Source organism: Sphingomonas sp. (genome assembly GCF_031361285.1).
GTDB lineage: Bacteria > Pseudomonadota > Alphaproteobacteria > Sphingomonadales > Sphingomonadaceae > Sphingomicrobium.
In genome coordinates this window covers 22,131-37,549 of the sequence record NZ_JANMCO010000064.1, presented here as the reverse complement: position 1 = coordinate 37,549, position 15,419 = coordinate 22,131, and the positions used below count along the sequence as shown (strand labels likewise).

19 protein-coding genes are annotated in these 15,419 nt (G+C 65.2%); 16 read left to right on the top strand and 3 right to left on the bottom strand.

Annotated features, from left to right (window positions below):
- Nucleotides 1-18: 18 nt before the first annotated feature.
- The 10 genes from RMO25_RS06625 to mddA are packed head-to-tail and all read left to right on the top strand — an operon-like array spanning nucleotide 19 to nucleotide 6,691.
- Entirely contained in the window at nucleotides 19-444 is a 426-nt protein-coding gene (locus tag RMO25_RS06625) for an Rrf2 family transcriptional regulator (RefSeq protein WP_309661811.1), read from the top strand.
- Complete coding sequence (gene sufB / locus RMO25_RS06620) at nucleotides 441-1,916, top strand: Fe-S cluster assembly protein SufB (protein ID WP_309661810.1); 1,476 nt, start codon at nucleotides 441-443, stop codon at nucleotides 1,914-1,916. Before RMO25_RS06625 ends, sufB begins: the two co-directional genes overlap by 4 nt.
- The gene (locus RMO25_RS06615) at nucleotides 1,913-2,122 is read left to right on the top strand and encodes a hypothetical protein (RefSeq protein ID WP_309661809.1); all 210 of its coding nucleotides are present in this window, start codon (nucleotides 1,913-1,915) and stop codon (nucleotides 2,120-2,122) included. Before sufB ends, RMO25_RS06615 begins: the two co-directional genes overlap by 4 nt.
- Nucleotides 2,115-2,858 carry a Fe-S cluster assembly ATPase SufC gene (gene sufC / locus RMO25_RS06610; protein ID WP_309661808.1) on the top strand — a complete coding sequence of 248 codons (744 nt, stop codon included), beginning with the start codon at nucleotides 2,115-2,117 and terminating at the stop codon, nucleotides 2,856-2,858. The genes RMO25_RS06615 and sufC overlap by 8 nt, the downstream gene beginning before the upstream one ends.
- On the top strand, nucleotides 2,855-3,589 hold the full coding sequence (locus tag RMO25_RS06605; protein ID WP_309661807.1) for a SufD family Fe-S cluster assembly protein: 735 nt from the start codon (nucleotides 2,855-2,857) through the stop codon (nucleotides 3,587-3,589). Before sufC ends, RMO25_RS06605 begins: the two co-directional genes overlap by 4 nt.
- Nucleotides 3,586-4,788: a cysteine desulfurase gene (locus RMO25_RS06600; protein WP_309661806.1), complete on the top strand. Its 1,203-nt coding sequence runs from the start codon at nucleotides 3,586-3,588 to the stop codon at nucleotides 4,786-4,788. The genes RMO25_RS06605 and RMO25_RS06600 overlap by 4 nt, the downstream gene beginning before the upstream one ends.
- A 1-nt stretch (nucleotide 4,789) precedes the next feature.
- Nucleotides 4,790-5,245 (top strand): SUF system Fe-S cluster assembly protein, encoded by a 456-nt coding sequence (locus tag RMO25_RS06595; RefSeq protein ID WP_309661805.1) that lies wholly within the window; start codon nucleotides 4,790-4,792, stop codon nucleotides 5,243-5,245.
- Nucleotides 5,242-5,601 carry an iron-sulfur cluster assembly accessory protein gene (locus RMO25_RS06590; protein WP_309661804.1) on the top strand — a complete coding sequence of 120 codons (360 nt, stop codon included), beginning with the start codon at nucleotides 5,242-5,244 and terminating at the stop codon, nucleotides 5,599-5,601. Before RMO25_RS06595 ends, RMO25_RS06590 begins: the two co-directional genes overlap by 4 nt.
- A gap of 48 nt (nucleotides 5,602-5,649) precedes the next feature.
- Complete coding sequence (locus tag RMO25_RS06585) at nucleotides 5,650-5,925, top strand: hypothetical protein (protein ID WP_309661803.1); 276 nt, start codon at nucleotides 5,650-5,652, stop codon at nucleotides 5,923-5,925.
- A 28-nt stretch (nucleotides 5,926-5,953) separates the two neighbouring features.
- Nucleotides 5,954-6,691, top strand: a complete 738-nt coding sequence (gene mddA / locus RMO25_RS06580) for a methanethiol S-methyltransferase (protein WP_309661802.1) — start codon at nucleotides 5,954-5,956, stop codon at nucleotides 6,689-6,691.
- 9 nt (nucleotides 6,692-6,700) lie between these two features.
- Here mddA and RMO25_RS06575 read toward each other — a convergent pair whose 3' ends face one another.
- On the bottom strand, nucleotides 6,701-9,010 hold the full coding sequence (locus RMO25_RS06575) for a S8 family peptidase (RefSeq protein ID WP_309661801.1): 2,310 nt from the start codon (nucleotides 9,008-9,010) through the stop codon (nucleotides 6,701-6,703).
- A gap of 113 nt (nucleotides 9,011-9,123) precedes the next feature.
- Here RMO25_RS06575 and RMO25_RS06570 point away from each other — a divergent pair, with 113 nt between their 5' ends.
- The 3 genes from RMO25_RS06570 (at nucleotide 9,124) to RMO25_RS06560 (ending at nucleotide 11,707) form a co-directional block, all read left to right on the top strand.
- Nucleotides 9,124-9,807: a pyrimidine 5'-nucleotidase gene (locus RMO25_RS06570; RefSeq protein ID WP_309661800.1), complete on the top strand. Its 684-nt coding sequence runs from the start codon at nucleotides 9,124-9,126 to the stop codon at nucleotides 9,805-9,807.
- Nucleotides 9,804-10,628 (top strand): 2,3,4,5-tetrahydropyridine-2,6-dicarboxylate N-succinyltransferase, encoded by an 825-nt coding sequence (gene dapD / locus RMO25_RS06565; protein ID WP_309661799.1) that lies wholly within the window; start codon nucleotides 9,804-9,806, stop codon nucleotides 10,626-10,628. The genes RMO25_RS06570 and dapD overlap by 4 nt, the downstream gene beginning before the upstream one ends.
- 74 nt (nucleotides 10,629-10,702) lie before the next feature.
- Nucleotides 10,703-11,707, top strand: a complete 1,005-nt coding sequence (locus tag RMO25_RS06560) for a DMT family transporter (RefSeq protein ID WP_309661798.1) — start codon at nucleotides 10,703-10,705, stop codon at nucleotides 11,705-11,707.
- On the opposite strand, the gene RMO25_RS06555 is transcribed toward RMO25_RS06560, so the two are convergent.
- Nucleotides 11,676-12,260 carry a TlpA disulfide reductase family protein gene (locus tag RMO25_RS06555; RefSeq protein ID WP_309661797.1) on the bottom strand — a complete coding sequence of 195 codons (585 nt, stop codon included), beginning with the start codon at nucleotides 12,258-12,260 and terminating at the stop codon, nucleotides 11,676-11,678. The genes RMO25_RS06560 and RMO25_RS06555 overlap by 32 nt on opposite strands.
- Before the next feature lie 4 nt (nucleotides 12,261-12,264).
- Between RMO25_RS06555 and argH the strand changes: the two genes are divergently transcribed.
- From argH to RMO25_RS06540, 3 genes are read left to right on the top strand one after another with little or no spacing between them, the layout of a single operon-like run.
- Complete coding sequence (gene argH, locus RMO25_RS06550) at nucleotides 12,265-13,635, top strand: argininosuccinate lyase (RefSeq protein ID WP_309661796.1); 1,371 nt, start codon at nucleotides 12,265-12,267, stop codon at nucleotides 13,633-13,635.
- Complete coding sequence (locus RMO25_RS06545) at nucleotides 13,632-13,958, top strand: hypothetical protein (RefSeq protein ID WP_309661795.1); 327 nt, start codon at nucleotides 13,632-13,634, stop codon at nucleotides 13,956-13,958. The genes argH and RMO25_RS06545 overlap by 4 nt, the downstream gene beginning before the upstream one ends.
- On the top strand, nucleotides 13,955-14,815 hold the full coding sequence (locus RMO25_RS06540; protein WP_309661794.1) for a UTP--glucose-1-phosphate uridylyltransferase: 861 nt from the start codon (nucleotides 13,955-13,957) through the stop codon (nucleotides 14,813-14,815). Before RMO25_RS06545 ends, RMO25_RS06540 begins: the two co-directional genes overlap by 4 nt.
- On the opposite strand, the gene RMO25_RS06535 is transcribed toward RMO25_RS06540, so the two are convergent.
- The gene (locus RMO25_RS06535; RefSeq protein WP_309661793.1) at nucleotides 14,812-15,378 is read right to left on the bottom strand and encodes a response regulator; all 567 of its coding nucleotides are present in this window, start codon (nucleotides 15,376-15,378) and stop codon (nucleotides 14,812-14,814) included. The two genes, RMO25_RS06540 and RMO25_RS06535, sit on opposite strands and share 4 nt — an antisense overlap.
- Nucleotides 15,379-15,419: the final 41 nt, after the last annotated feature.

Genomic DNA, 15,419 nt, shown 5'->3' with positions numbered 1-15,419 from the left:
CTGGAAAGCTCCGATTAGATGCGCCTGACCCACCTTGCCGACTATGCGGTCGTGCTGATGACCGCCGCCGCCCGGCGTGAATCCGAGAGCGGGGGCGAGGCTGTACGCTTGTCGTCGGCCGGCCTGGCCCAGGAGACCGGCGTGCCATTGCCGACCGCGCAGAAATTGATGGGTCAGCTAGCCGGTGCCGGCCTGCTGACCAGCGTCCGCGGCGCCGGCGGCGGCTTCATGCTCGCCCGGCCGGTGACCGCGATCAGCCTCGCCGACATCGTCGAAGCGGTCGAAGGCCCGATCGCCATGACCATGTGCAGCGGCGGCGACGGTCCGTCCGAATGTGCGCTGGATGCCAATTGCCGGGTCAAGCCGCACATGGGGATCGTCAGCAGCGCGGTGCGCGGGGCGCTGGGCGCGGTGAGCCTACAATCGCTGGCGAGCGAACGATGATTGACACGCTGCGCAACCGCGAGGCGCATGAGGCCGTCGACAAGCTGTCCACCTATGAGTGGGGCTTCACCTCGGACATCGAACAGACCTTTGCGCCCAAAGGCCTCAACGAGGACACCGTCCGCTTCATCTCGGCCAAGAAGAACGAGCCGACATGGATGCTCGAGTGGCGGCTGAAGGCTTATCGCGCCTGGCTGGAGATGAAGGAGGTCAGCTGGGCCAAGCTCGACCTGCCCAAGATCGATTATCAGGACGCATTTTATTACGCCGAGCCGACGGCCAAGCCCAAGCTCGGCAGCCTCGACGAGGTCGACCCCGAAATCCTGCGGGTTTACGCCAAGCTCGGCATCCCGATCGAGGAGCAGAAGGTGCTCGCCGGGGTCGAGGGCGCGCGCAAAGTCGCGGTCGACGCGGTGTTCGACAGCGTCTCGGTCGCGACCACATTTCGCGAGGAATTGAAGCGCGCGGGGGTCATCTTCCTCAGCATTTCCGAGGCGATCCGCGAGCATCCCGACCTCATCAAGCAATATCTCGGCAGCGTCGTGCCGCAGCGCGACAATTATTTTGCCTGCCTCAACGCCGCGGTCTTTTCCGACGGCACGTTCGTCTATGTCCCCGAGGGCGTCCGCTGTCCGATGGAATTGTCGACTTACTTCCGCATCAACGCCGAGAATACCGGCCAGTTCGAGCGCACCCTGATCGTCGCCGACAAGGGCAGCTACGTCTCCTACCTCGAAGGCTGCACCGCGCCGATGCGCGACGAGAACCAGCTCCACGCGGCGGTGGTCGAAATCTTCGCCCACGAGGATGCCGAGGTAAAATATTCGACCGTCCAGAACTGGTATCCCGGCGACGCCGAGGGCAAGGGCGGGATCCTCAACTTCGTCACCAAGCGGGCGTTGTGCTCGGGCGCGCGATCGAAGGTCAGCTGGACCCAGGTCGAGACCGGCAGCGCGATCACCTGGAAATATCCAAGCTGCATTTTGAAGGGCGACGGCAGCGTCGGCGAATTTTATTCGGTCGCGCTGACCAACAACCGCCAGCAGGCCGACACCGGGACCAAGATGATTCACATCGGCGCCAACACGCGCTCGACGATTGTGTCGAAGGGGATCAGCGCGGGCCGCAGCAACAACACCTATCGCGGACTGGTGCGGGTGCTGCCGCGGGCCGAGAATGTGCGTAATTTTACCCAGTGCGATTCGCTGCTGCTCGGTGACCAGTGCGGCGCGCACACCGTGCCCTACATCGAGGTCAAGAACCCGACCGCGCAGATCGAGCATGAAGCGACCACGAGTAAGATCAGCGATGACCAATTGTTCTACGCGATGAGCCGGGGTCTGGATGCGGAAAGCGCGGTGGCGCTGATCGTCAACGGCTTCGCCCGCGAAGTGCTGAAACAGCTCCCGATGGAGTTCGCCGTGGAGGCGCAGAAGCTGCTGGGGATTTCGCTTGAGGGGAGCGTGGGATGACGAAGGCCGAGTTGGCAGAGATGCTGGAGCGCTTCGTTGGTGATGCGCCTGATTGCAGCAAGTGGGAATTCGACGACTTCACGTCGGTCAAACAGAGTCCAGAATTAGAGCCCTACCGCCAACGCCTGCTGGAAGTCTGGGGCGGCGGCTGGAACGATATCGGCGAAGTGCGGAATGTCATTCGAGACCTCAGAACTCATGCTTAAGATCACCGACCTCCACGCGACTGTCGCCGGCAAGGCGATCCTCAACGGCGTCACACTCTCCGTTCCTGCGGGCGAGGTGCATGCGATCATGGGGCCGAACGGGTCGGGCAAGTCGACGCTGGCTTATGTACTGGCGGGGCGGCCGGGGTATGCGGTGAGCGAGGGCGGCGCGACGTTTGACGGCGCCGACTTGCTGGCGATGGCCCCGCACGAACGCGCTGCCGCCGGGCTGTTCCTCGGCTTCCAATATCCGGTCGAAATTCCGGGCGTGTCGATGCTGCAATTCCTGCGCGAGAGCCTGAATGCGCAGCGGCGGGCGCGCGGCGAGGCGGAGTTGTCGGGAGCCGAGTTCATCCGCCTGGCGAAGGCGCAGGCGGCGGCGCTCGGCATGGACGCCGAGATGCTCAAGCGGCCGGTCAATGTCGGTTTCTCGGGCGGCGAGAAGAAGCGCGCCGAGATGGTCCAGATGGGGATCATGAACCCAAGGCTGGCGATCCTCGACGAGACCGACAGCGGGCTCGACATCGACGCGCTGAAAAGCGTTGGCGCGGGCATCAACCGGATCATGCGCGCACCCGACAAGGCGGTGCTGCTGATCACCCACTATCAGCGGCTGCTCGATTATGTGAAGCCGGACCGGGTGCATGTGCTCGATCGCGGTCGCATTGCCCGCAGCGGTGGCCCCGAGCTGGCGCTTGAACTCGAGCGCGAAGGCTATGCGGAGGCGACCGCATGACCGCGCTCCCGACCCGCAAGCTCGAGGCGTATCGCTACGCCGACATCGATGCTTTGGCGTCGGTGTGGAGCGCGCTGGCGCCGCCCGAACGGATCGACATTACTGCGCAGCAAGAGCTGCAGCAAATCTGGATGCCGAACAGCGAAGCGGTGCAAGTGCGTCGTGCGGAAATTACGATTGCCGAAGGCGGCAGCGCGCGGATTTTCGTGCTTAACACGGCGAGCGAATATGGGCGGATCGAGCTTGGCGTGACGCTCGCCGACGACGCGGATTTCACTTTGTTCGGAGCCAACATCGGCGGCGGTTTGGCCAACCTCGAGATTGTCACCACCGTGCGCCATTTGGGCGAGCGCGGGCGCAGCCGGCAGACGGTGCGGTCGGTGCTCGGCGGCAAGGCGGTCGGCACCTATCTGGGCAAGGTCGAGGTCGCGCGCGATGCGCAGAAGACCGACGCCGGGCAATCGGTCAAAGCCATGCTGCTCGACCGCGGCGCGACGGCCAATTGCAAGCCCGAGCTCGAGATTTTCGCCGACGATGTGCAATGCGCGCACGGCGCGTCGGTGGGGGAACTGGACGCCGACCAACTTTTCTACGCGATGTCGCGCGGGCTCGACCCGGCGGGCGCGCGGGCGTTGCTGCTCGAAGGGTTCATCATGGGCCTGTGGGATGACGCGCCCGACGGCGACGCGATTCGCGATGCATCGCGCGCGGCGCTGAGAGCAATCGCATGAACATCGCGACCCGCATCAATTCGTCGCTCGACGTGCGCGACCAGTTTCCGGCGATTGAGAACTGGCATTATCTCGACAGCGCCGCGACCGCGCAGAAACCGCAAGCGGTGATCGACGCGATCACTACAGCTTACGCGCGCGATTACGCGACAGTGCATCGCGGGATTTACCAGCGATCGTCGGACATGACGGCGGCGTACGAAGCGGCGCGCGCCGGTGTGGCGGGACTGATCGGCGGCAAGACAGAAGAGATCATATTCACGCGGGGCGCGACCGAGGCGATCAATTTGGTCGCGCGCGTGCTGCCCAAAGAGGGCCGGAAACGGGTGCTGCTGTCGGCGCTTGAGCATCACAGCAATATCGTCCCGTGGCAGCTGGCTGGATATGCGGTCGACGTCTGCCCGCTGACCGCCGATGGACGGATCGATCTCGACGCGGCGGCGGAGCTGGTGTCCGACCAGCATCGCGTCGTCGCCTACGCGCATGTGTCGAATGCGCTGGGCTCGATTCTCGACGCCAAACGCGCGGCCGAGATCGCGCATTCGAAGGGCGCATTGTTGCTGCTCGACGGGTGCCAGGCGGTGCCGCGCATTCCAGTCGATGTCGCCGCGATTGGCTGCGATTATTACGCTTTTTCCGGCCACAAGCTGTACGGCCCGACCGGCATCGGCTGCCTGTGGGGCCGGGCCGAGCTGCTCGACGCGATGCCGCCGTGGCACGGCGGCGGCGCGATGATCGAGAATGTTACGTTTGAGCGCACCACCTACGCCCCGCCGCCGCAGCGGTTCGAGGCCGGCACGCCGCACATTGTTGGCGCGATCGGGCTGCACGCGGCGGTCCAGTGGGTCGAGCAACTGTCGCTCGACGCGATCCATGCGCACGAATGCGCGCTGGTTGTGGAGTGCCGCGCGGCGTTGGCGGCGATCCCCGGCGTTACCCTCTATGGGCCCGAGGACTCGGCCGGGATCGTCAGTTTCAACGTCGATGGGGTGCATGCGCACGATGTCGCCACCATATTGGACGATGCGGGCGTCGCGGTCCGCGCCGGGCACCATTGCGCGCAGCCGCTGATGGCGGTGCTCGGGGTCGACGCAACTGCTCGCGCCAGCTTCGCCGCGCACAGCGATTCGTCGGACATCGCGGCGCTGGTCGGCGGCATCGAGCAAGTGAAACGGATTTTTCGGCCAGAGAGCAAATGACGTGAACAAGGAACGCAAGATCGTAACCGAGGAAGTCGACGCTGTCGCGCCACCACCGCGCGCTCGGGTGACGCCCGAATTCGAGCGCAAGCGCGACTATCTCGCCGGCTTCCTCAGCGGCGAGAAGGCAGCCGAGCCTGAGCATGGCGCGGGCGGCGATTTGCAGGCGTCGGTGGTCGAGGCGCTGAAGTCGATCTACGACCCCGAGATCCCGGTCGATATCTACGAGCTCGGGTTGATTTACGACGTCGCCATCGACGCCGACGGCGATGCGGTGGTGACGATGACGCTGACCACGCCGCACTGCCCGGTCGCCGAATCGCTGCCCAACGAAGTTGAGCTCAGGGTGCTATCGGTGCCCGGCATCCGTGATGCCGAGGTCAAATTGGTGTGGGACCCGCCGTGGGACCCGTCGCGGATGAGCGACGAGGCCAGATTAGAATTGGGAATGCTGTGAACAAGGAAGTGAACGTCCGCGCCCGCCCGGCGGCGATCGTGCTGACCGCAGCCGCCGAAGCGCGCATCGCCGAGCTGATGGACCGCGCGCCCGAAGGTGCGATCGGGGTCAAGCTGTCGACTCCGCGCCGGGGCTGCTCGGGCCTGGCTTATTCGGTCGATTATGTGACCGAGGCAGTGCCGTTCGACGAGAAAATCGCCACGCCCGGCGGCGCTTTCTACGTCGATGGCGGCTCGGTGCTGTACCTGATCGGGTCGACCATGGACTGGGTCGAAGACGACTTCGCTGCCGGCTTCACCTTCGCCAACCCCAACGCCAAGGGCGCGTGCGGCTGCGGCGAGAGCTTCACCATTTGAATTAGCCGGCCTGAATCTGTTATTGGAGCATGCGAAGGAGTTCGAACCATGCGCCTCCTGCTGCTCGCCGCCGCCGCACTGATTGCCGTGCCATCCGCCGCCGCCGAACCGGTCAAGGCACCGCCGGCATCGCCCAAGGCCAACTGCCCGCGCACGACCAGCTATTACGCCAGCAAGGACTCGACTTATCGCGGCGATCGGATCACGCCGAAGAAGCTGGCCGAGCTGCCACCGGGAATCGGGTTCATGGCCGTGTACCGGACGGTCAATGGCTGCGAAGCGCCCATGACAATGGTAGAATATCGAGCCGGCCGGAGACGGTAGTTCTGCAGCCGAACAGAGGGAATATGAGATGTCACGTGCAGCGACGTTATTGTTTGCGATTTTTGCCTATGCGGTGTTCTTCGCCACCTTCCTTTATCTCATCTGCTTCGTCGGCAGTTTTCCGATCGCCCCGCTGACGGTGGATAATGGGCCGGCGGCGCCCGTGGCGGTGGCGGTCGTCACCGACCTTGTCCTGATCGCCTTGTTCGGGATCCAGCACAGTGTGATGGCGCGCCAGGGGTTCAAGAAGGCGTGGACGCGGATCGTGCCGCAGCAGGCCGAACGCAGCGTCTACGTGCTGATCGCCAGCCTGACGCTGGTCATCCTGTTCCTGTTCTGGCGGCCAATTGAAGGGACCGTGTGGGACGCGACCGGGTCGGCGATTGAAATGCTGCTGTGGCTCGGTTTCGCGGTGGGCTGGGGCATCGTCCTGATGAGCACCTTCCTGCTCAACCATTTCGAACTGTTCGGGCTGCAGCAGGCGTGGTTGCACCTCCAGGGCCGGACCGCCGCCGAGCCGCAAATGCGCAAGCCCTTATTCTACAAATGGATCAGGCACCCGCTCTACAGCGGTTTCTTCCTGGCCTTCTGGTCGACGCCGACGATGACCTATGGCCATTTGCTGCTCGCCGCCGGGATGTCGGTCTATATGCTGATCGCCATCCGTTACGAGGAACGCGATCTGGTCGGCCTGTTCGGCAGCGACTACGAAAATTATCGCCATGAGGCGGGCATGCTGACGCCTAAAATGCGGCGGCGCGCCTGATCGGCCGGCCTAGAAGCCCAGCGTAAAGCGGATCGCGGCGCCATAGTCGTCGTCGGCGGTGGCGAAATGCCCGGGCTGGCGGCGGACGAACAGATTGCCGCCGACCCAGCCATTGTCGCCGAGTAGGTTCGCGCCATAGCTCAGCTCGGCGTCGACCTCGCGCCCATGTGGCACGAGCGAATAAGTGACCAGGCTATTGGTCGCGGTTTGGGTGCGGTAATCATAAGCGGTCGGCAGCAGCATCGCGAAGCCACCGCGCTCAATCCGCAGCGGCTGGGACAGCCGGAACCCGAGGCGATCTCCAGCGCCCAGCAAGCCGAGCTTGGTGAGGTCGAACCCGTAAGCGCCGGTTTGAAACTGGCCACCGGCGAAGCTGGTCCAGCCGCGGCGCCCCGACAGGCTGGCGCTCCAGCCGTTGCCGAACCGGCGGCGCGCTTCGACGTCGAGGAACACAGTATTCGCGCCGCCGCCGCCAAGGGCGTTACCCATGCGACCGCCGAGCAAGGTCTGCTTTTCGGCCAAATTGCTGATGCCGGCCGAGAGCCAGGTTTTGCCGAAGGCCCGGTCGACCGCAATGCTGGTCCAGCGATAGGGCGAGCCGGTCGCGCTGGTCTTGACCGCCTGCCACACGCTGCCGGACTCGCCGGAAATGGTCAGGCCAACCGCGCCGAGGTTGCGGCGCAGCGCCATGCTGCCATCGCGCTTGGCCGAGAAGCCAGGGTCGCCGGCGATGTCCCTGGCAATCAGGAAAGCGCCGGCCTGGGCACCGGACAGGCGCCGCTCCATCGCTTTGGCACCTTCCGAGAAACCGAGCGCGATCGCGGTATTGGGGCCGAGCCGGGCGATGGCCGATCCGGCGATCAGGCGCGACTGGCGCGCGTCGTCGGGGCCGACACCCAGCCGGCTCAAAGCGAACCCCTGCGGCAAGTCGCGGCGCTCACTGACGGTCATGGCAATGCTGATCGGGCCGGCGGACGAAATGGCGACGCGAATGCCGCCCTGCAGGGCGCGCTCGAGCGGCTTCGCCTGCTCGGCCGTGCGCAAGGTCTTGGCGAGGTCGACCGCATAGGCCCGCGAATAGCCGTCGAGGATGATCGCGCCCATCGGCGTGTTGGGATCGCCATCGGCGCCGCCGTCCCCGGCCGCGGCCGGCAAGTCACCGTTCGTGGCGCTGACCGGGGTCTGGCTGCCGGCCAGGCTGGTGGTGCCGATCGGCTGGAACGCGCTGGCAATGTTCAGCCGCCCGCGACCGAAGATCGAGTCGATTCCCGGGGCACCGAGATCGTCGGCGGTTCGGAATAAAATATCGGCGATCTGGGCGCCGGTCAGGTTGGGAAAGGCTTGCGCCAGCAGCGCCACGGCGCCGCTGATGGTCGGCGCGGAGAAGCTGGTCCCCGACCAGATGAATTGCGCGCCAGTATTGTCAGGGGCCCGGTCATCAAGGCCGCGCGCGGCGAGGAAATTGTTCGCCCCCGTACCGGCCTTGTTGGAAAAGCTGGAAAGCTGGTTGATGTCGATGGACGTTCCCGTATCGACGCCGACCGAACCGGCAATGATGACGTTGGCGCCGAAATTCTGCGCGGGGATAAGGGCGAACGGATCGGGATTGTCGCCAAGCGAGGTCGCACCGTCATTGCCGGCGGAAATTACCACCACGATGCCGGCGTTGACCGCGCGACCGATGGCCAGCATCAAGCCGCTTCCCGGGGAACTGCCGCCAAGCGACATGTTGATGACGCGGGCGCCGGCCAGGCGGGCGGCATCGATCCCAGCGGCGATCGCGGAATCGAAGAAACTGCAGCCACCGGTGGCGGACGTATCGGCGCAGGTGCCGGGCTCGTCGGCGCGCAAGCTGATAATCGTCGCGTCGAAGGCGACACCCATGGTGTTGGAATTGTTGCGCGCCGCAGCCGCGATGGCGCTGACCGCCGTGCCGTGGCCGCCTTCGTCGCTGACCCCGCGATTGCCGGCGACATCCGCACTGGCGGGGTCGATCCGACCGGCGAACTCAGCCAGAGCGGGATTGATGCCGGTATCGATGATGCCGATCTTGATGCCCTGGCCGGTCGCGCCATTCTGATAAGCGACGATGGCATTGGCGGCCACCGACGAGGCCGACGCCCGATATTCGGCCGTGTTGTAATCGATCGGCGTGGGTGTCGGAGTGGGCGTCGGTGTTGGGGTGGGAGTCGGCGTTGGTGTTGGCGTCGGTGCGATCGGTGCGGGGATCGGCGACGGACCGCCGCCGCCGCCGCAGGCCGACAGGCCAAACGCCAGCACAACCACACACGCGGTCGACGCCAGATGCCTTTTATCCATGCCCGAACTCCGCTCAAGCTGCTGAAAATCCACAGCTTCCCCAAATCAACTTATGCTTTCCGAAACCTTTCAATTTGCTGAAGGGCGAGTTTCTAGTAGCGCTTCCGCCAATCATGAATTCCCCCGTATCCAAGGCCTTTGGCCACATCCACGACTGGATCTTCGATCTCGACAATTGCCTGTATCCCGCCTCGACCGGGCTATTCGCACTGATCGACGAGCGCATGGGCGCCTATATCCAGCGGCTGCTGGACTGCGACGCAAGTGAGGCAAGGCGCGTCCAGAAGGCGCACTTTCATGAGCATGGTACCACGCTCGCCGGGCTGATGAAATCGCACGCCGTCGACCCCGACCATTTTCTCGACGACGTCCACGCCATTCCGCTCGACCGGGTCAGCACCGATCACGCGCTTGGCGACGCGCTGTCGCGGCTGCCCGGCCGGCGCTTCGTATTTACTAACGGCGATGCGCCTTATGCCCGGCGGGTGCTCGAGGCGATCGGCGTTGGATCGCACTTCGACGATCTCCATGACATCCACGCCAGCGAACTCAGGCCCAAACCCGACCCGCACGGCTATGCCTTGTTATGCGATCGGTTCGGCATCGATCCCGAGCACGCTTTGCTGGTTGACGACATGGCGCAGAATCTCAAACCGGCCAAACAACTCGGCATGACCACGGTGTGGGTCGACAACGGCTCCGAGCGCGGCAATCACGGCGCCGACGACAGCTTTATCGACTATCGCATTGGCAACGTGGCCGAGTGGCTGCATTCAATTCTGGGGGACCCATCATGAATGAGGCGATCGAAGCAACCATCGACGCCGCCTGGCTGGAGCGCGAATCGATTGGCCCGACGACCCGCGGCGACGCGCGCAAAGCGGTCGACGCCGCGATCTCGGCGCTCGACAGCGGCAGCGCCCGCATCGCCGAACGAATCGACGGCCAGTGGGTGGTCCACCAGTGGCTGAAGAAAGCGGTCCTGCTGTCGTTCCGTTTGAACCCGATGGCGCTGATCGGCGGCGGCCCCGGCGGCGCCCATTGGTGGGACAAGGTGCCATCGAAGTTCGCCGGCTGGGGCGAAGCGGAATTCGCGGCCGCAGGCTTTCGCGCGGTCCCCGGTGCAATCGTTCGCCGCGGCGCCTACATTGCGCCGGGCGCGGTGCTGATGCCAAGCTTCGTCAACATCGGCGCCCGGGTCGGTGAAGGGACGATGATCGACACCTGGGCGACGGTCGGCAGCTGCGCGCAGATCGGCCGCAATGTCCATATTTCGGGCGGCACCGGAATCGGCGGCGTGCTCGAACCGCTGCAGGCGGGGCCGGTGATCATCGAGGACGATTGCTTCATCGGCGCCCGATCCGAAGTGGCCGAAGGCGTCGTCGTTGAACAAGGCGCGGTGATTTCGATGGGCGTGTTCATCGGCGCCTCGACCAAGATCGTCGACCGCCTGTCGGGCGAGGTCATGTACGGCCGCGTCCCGGCCTATGCGGTGGTCGTCCCGGGTACCTTGCCGGCCAAGGATGGCGGGCCGTCGCTGGCCTGCGCGGTGATCGTCAAACGGGTCGATGAAAAGACCAGGTCCAAGACCAGCATCAATGAGCTGCTGCGGGACTGATCAATAAGCCCAGCTTATTGGCAGGATACGCGGATTTGTTGGCGAGCGAACGCACGTCCGAATAAATTGACCGCATGACCGCGATCGACCCCATTTTTAACCGCAATGCGCGGGAAGCGGCCAAGGCGCCGGCTGTTTACCCAACGGCGATGATCCGCACCGAGATGAATGGGCGCGACTGGGCGATCCTGGGCACGCTGGCTATGATCTGGGGCGGCGCCTTCTTCTTGATCAATGTCGCCGTGCGCTATGTGCCGCCCACGACTTATGTCCTGATGCGGCTGACGATTGCCGCCGCGGCGATGTGGGCAATCCTGGCGTGGCGCCGCGAGACCCTCGCTTTGCCGCGCGAGGCGTGGGGGGCGATTGTCCTCCTCGCGCTGCTCAACAATGCGCTGCCATTCACCTTGTTTGGCTGGGCACAGACGCACATCGCCAGTGGACTCGCCTCGATTCTCAACGCGACGACGCCAATCTGGGGCGTGATTGTCGCGCAATTGTTCACCGCCGACGAAAAAATCACGCCTCGCAAGCTGGCCGGGGTCACAATTGGATTCGGCGGGGTCGCGCTGATGATTGGCCCCGGCCTGCTTGGCAGCCTTGGCAGCGGCGCGTTGGCCGAGCTCGCCTGTGTTGTGGCCGCGCTCGCTTATGCCCTGGCCGGAGTATGGGCACGCCGGTTCAAGACAATGGGGGTGTCGCCGTTCAGCGTCACCACCGGCCAGTTGACGGTCGGCGCCGTGATGATGCTGCCAGTGGCGCTGATCGGCGATCGCCCGTGGACGATGACGCCGCCGCCGCTACAGGCGTGGGCGGCCATCGCCGCCTTGGCAATTTTCTGCACCGCGTTCGGCTATGTGCTCTATTTTCGCCTGATCGATCGCGCCGGCGCGACCAATGCCTTGCTGGTGACGTTGCTGGTCCCGCCCACCGCGATCTTGCTCGGCGTATTGTTCCTCGGCGAGGTGATCTCGCCGCTCGATTTCGCCGGCCTGGGGCTGATCGCGATCGGCCTCGCCGCGATCGACGGGCGCGTGCTCGGCCTGCTTAGCCGGCGCCGGCTTCGGCCAGCAGTTTAGTCGCTTCAGCGCTCGTCCAGTCGAGGTCGCCGACGTAGCGCCACACTTCGCGACCCTGGCGGTCGTAGAGAATGGTGGTCGGCATGATTTGCACGCCAAGCGCGCCGGACAGCGCCATTTCGGGATCCTGATAAGCGCCGAGCCCGTCAATCTTGTGCGCGGCGAGGAACGCCACGACCGACGCGTGCGGGCCGATGTCCTGGCTGACCGCGATCACCCCGAGCTGGCCGTCCTGGAGATGCGCATCGGATAGTTTCTCGAGCGTCGGCAATTCCTTGATGCACGGCCCGCACCAGCTGGCCCACAGATTGACCAGCACCGGCACGCCCTTGAAATCGGCGATGCTGATGTCGCCGCCGTCGGGATTCTTGAAGCTAACTTTGGGCGCGAGCTTGCCGGCATTGTCGCGATGGACGCCCTTGTCGTCGACGGTGCTTTGGTCCTCGGCCTGGGCCGCTTGCTTGCCTTGCTGGGGTGCGGGCTTTTGCCTATCGCACGCAGCAAGCCCGAAAAGCGCAAGGAAGAGCAGGATCAGCCGCAAGACAATTTCCAATCCAATGTGGGGCGGGCGCTTTGGCGGCGGCCCGGCCGAGGTGATGCGTGCGATAAATAGCTCGATCGCTACCGACAAGCGGATTTGGCGCGAGGACGTCGCCGCCAGCCGTGCCCACGCCGCGATGCTCGGCACGCAAGGGATTATTTCGGCCGACGATGCGGCGGCAATCGACCAGGGCCTCGCCGCCATCGCCGACGAATTTGCCAGCCGCGGCGTCGCCGAGGATTCGGCGCTCGAAGACATTCACATGCACGTCGAACATCGGCTGGCCGAGCTGATTGGACCGGCGGCCGGGCGGCTGCATACCGCGCGGTCGCGCAACGACCAGGTCGCCACCAGCTTCAAAATGTTTGTCCGCGGTGCGATTGACGATGTCGTGGCGGCAATCGACCATTGCGAAGCCGCAATCCTCGACCGCGCCGAGGAGCATGCGGCGACCATCATGCCGGGGTTCACGCACCTGCAATCGGCGCAGCCGGTGACGCTGGGCCATCATTTGATGGCGTACCGCGAGATGCTGGTCCGCGACCGCAGCCGTTTTGCCGATGCCCGGGCGCGGCTCAACCAATGCCCGCTCGGCGCGGCGGCGCTGGCCGGCACCAGCTTCCCGATCGACCGCGACGCAACCTCAACCGCCTTGGGTTTCGACGGCCTGACAGCGAACAGCGTGGATTCGGTGTCCGACCGCGATTTCGTCGTCGATTACCTCGCTGCCGCGGCGCTGTGTTCGGTGCATCTGTCGCGGCTGGCCGAGGAAGTCATCATCTGGGCGTCGCAGCCATTCGGCTTTGTCGTCCTGCCCGACGCCTGGTCGACCGGATCGTCGATCATGCCCAACAAGCGCAACCCCGACGCCGCCGAGCTGGTTCGCGGCCACAGCGCGCGGATTGTCGGCGACCTGGTTGCGCTGCTGGTGCTGCTGAAAGGCCTGCCATTGGCCTACGCCAAGGATTTGCAGGACGATAAAGCGCCCTTGCTCGACGCGCATGATTTGCTGATGATCTCGCTGGCGGCGATGGCCGGGATGGTGGCGGACCTGCAGTTCGACGCGGCGCGAATGCGGGCGGTTGCGGCGGCCGGCCATGCGACCGCGACCGACCTCGCCGATTGGCTCGCGGCAAGCGGGATCCCGTTTCGCGAGGCCCATCACATCGTCGGGCGGGCGGTCGCGGCGGCCGAAGCCAAAGGGGTCAACCTCGATCAGCTCAGTCTGTCGGAGTTCCAGGCGATCGACCCGCGCATCGGCGCGGAAGCGCTCGAGCGGTTGACGGTCGAGAGCAGCGTGGCGTCGCGCAGCTCGGCTGGCGGAACGGCGCCCGAGCGGGTAATCGCAGCGGTCGCGGCGGCCCGTGCCGCTCGGAGAGATCGATGAGGTTCGCGCGGTTCGCTTTGATTGCGGGAGGTTGCCTGATCGCCGGCGCGTGCGGCCAGATGGCGCCCCTCCAGCCGGCGCCGGGTCAGCGCTTGCCGGTCAAGCCGATGCTCGCCAGCGCCACTCCGACCGCCGAGCAATTGCTAACCCCGCCGACCAACGCCAGGCCCACGCGGGTCGACGAACTGATCAAGCGGTCCGAACCGCGCAAGGTCGATCGTTTCGACCTGCCGCCGCCCGATGGCGGCGCTGCCCCGGTGTTGCCGGAAGCCGGCCAATCGACGACCAATGCCGAACAAACCGGCGTCTCGACACCGCCATGAGCAATCGCGTCCGCAAGGCCGTTTTTCCGGTCGCTGGCCTCGGCACCCGCCTGCTGCCGGCGACCAAGACCATGCCCAAGGAAATGCTGACGATCGTTGACCGGCCGCTGATCCAATATGCGGTCGACGAAGCGCGCGAAGCCGGAATCGAGCAGATGATTTTCGTCACCGGGCGCGGCAAGGCGGCCCTGGTCGACTATTTCGACATGGCGTTCGAGCTGGAAACGACGATGCGGGACGCGGGCAAGAGCCTCGACGCGCTGGCATCCGCCCGCACCGACTATGGCGAGATCGTCGCGGTTCGCCAGCAAGAACCGCTGGGGCTGGGCCATGCAGTCTGGTGTGCACGCCACATCGTCGGCGACGAGCCGTTCGCGGTCCTGCTGCCCGATGATCTGATGGCCGGCACGCCGGGCGCGCTCAAACAAATGGTCGACGCGTGGGAGCAGGTCGGCGGCAACATGCTGTGCACCGAGGAAGTGCCGGCCGAAAAAACCAAAAGCTATGGCGTGATCGCGCCGGGCCGCGTCGACGGCGATCTGACCGAAGTCCTCGGGCTGGTCGAGAAGCCCGATCCCCAGGACGCGCCGTCGCGATTGGGCGTGATCGGCCGCTACATCCTCCAGCCGCAAGTCATGCAGGTGCTCGACGCCGGGACACGCGGGGCCGGCGGCGAAATCCAGCTGACCGATGCGCTGGCGAAGGTGATCGGCACGCAGCCGTTCAACGCCTTGAAAGTCAATGCGGTGCGCCACGACTGCGGCGACAAATTGGGCTTCGTCCTGGCCAATCTGGCGCTGGCGCTGGAGCGGCCGGACCTTGGGCCGCAGGTGCGTGAGTATCTCGCCAGCCTTTAGGCCGGGCGCGGCCCGAGCAGGGATTCGAGGCGCCGGCGTTCGGTCTCGCTCGCTAGCCAGCGATCGCGCATATCGCCAAGCTCGATCGCCCGGGTGACGACGCGCGCGTCAAGCGCGGCATTGTCATCGCGCAACGCCTGCAAGGATTGGGTGCGCGCGATCCGTCGCTCGATACGGGCGAACAGCACTTCGAAGTGGAACGGCTTCAAGATCACGTCGTCGGCCCCGGCCTCATAGGCCTGGACCGCGCCGTTGGGCCTGGATTTGCCGGTAATCAACATCACCGGCAAGTCGCGCCATTGAGCCTGGCCGCGGATTACGCGGGCCAGTTCGGCGCCGCTGATGCCCGCCATATACAGTTCGGCAACGACTACATCGACCGGTTGGCGGAGAAGCTCGGCGATCGCCGCGCGGCCATTATCGGCGGCGATAGCCCGATAGCCGGCCTCGCTTAGCCGCCGCACCAGCACCGCCAGATTGCGCTTGTTGGGATCGACCACCAGCACCCGCGTCACATGACGCTGGTTGTCGGATTGCAAGCCGTCGCTGAGCGCCTGGGTCATGACCGGACCCGTAACGAAAGATGGTTAACGCGGCGCTAAGA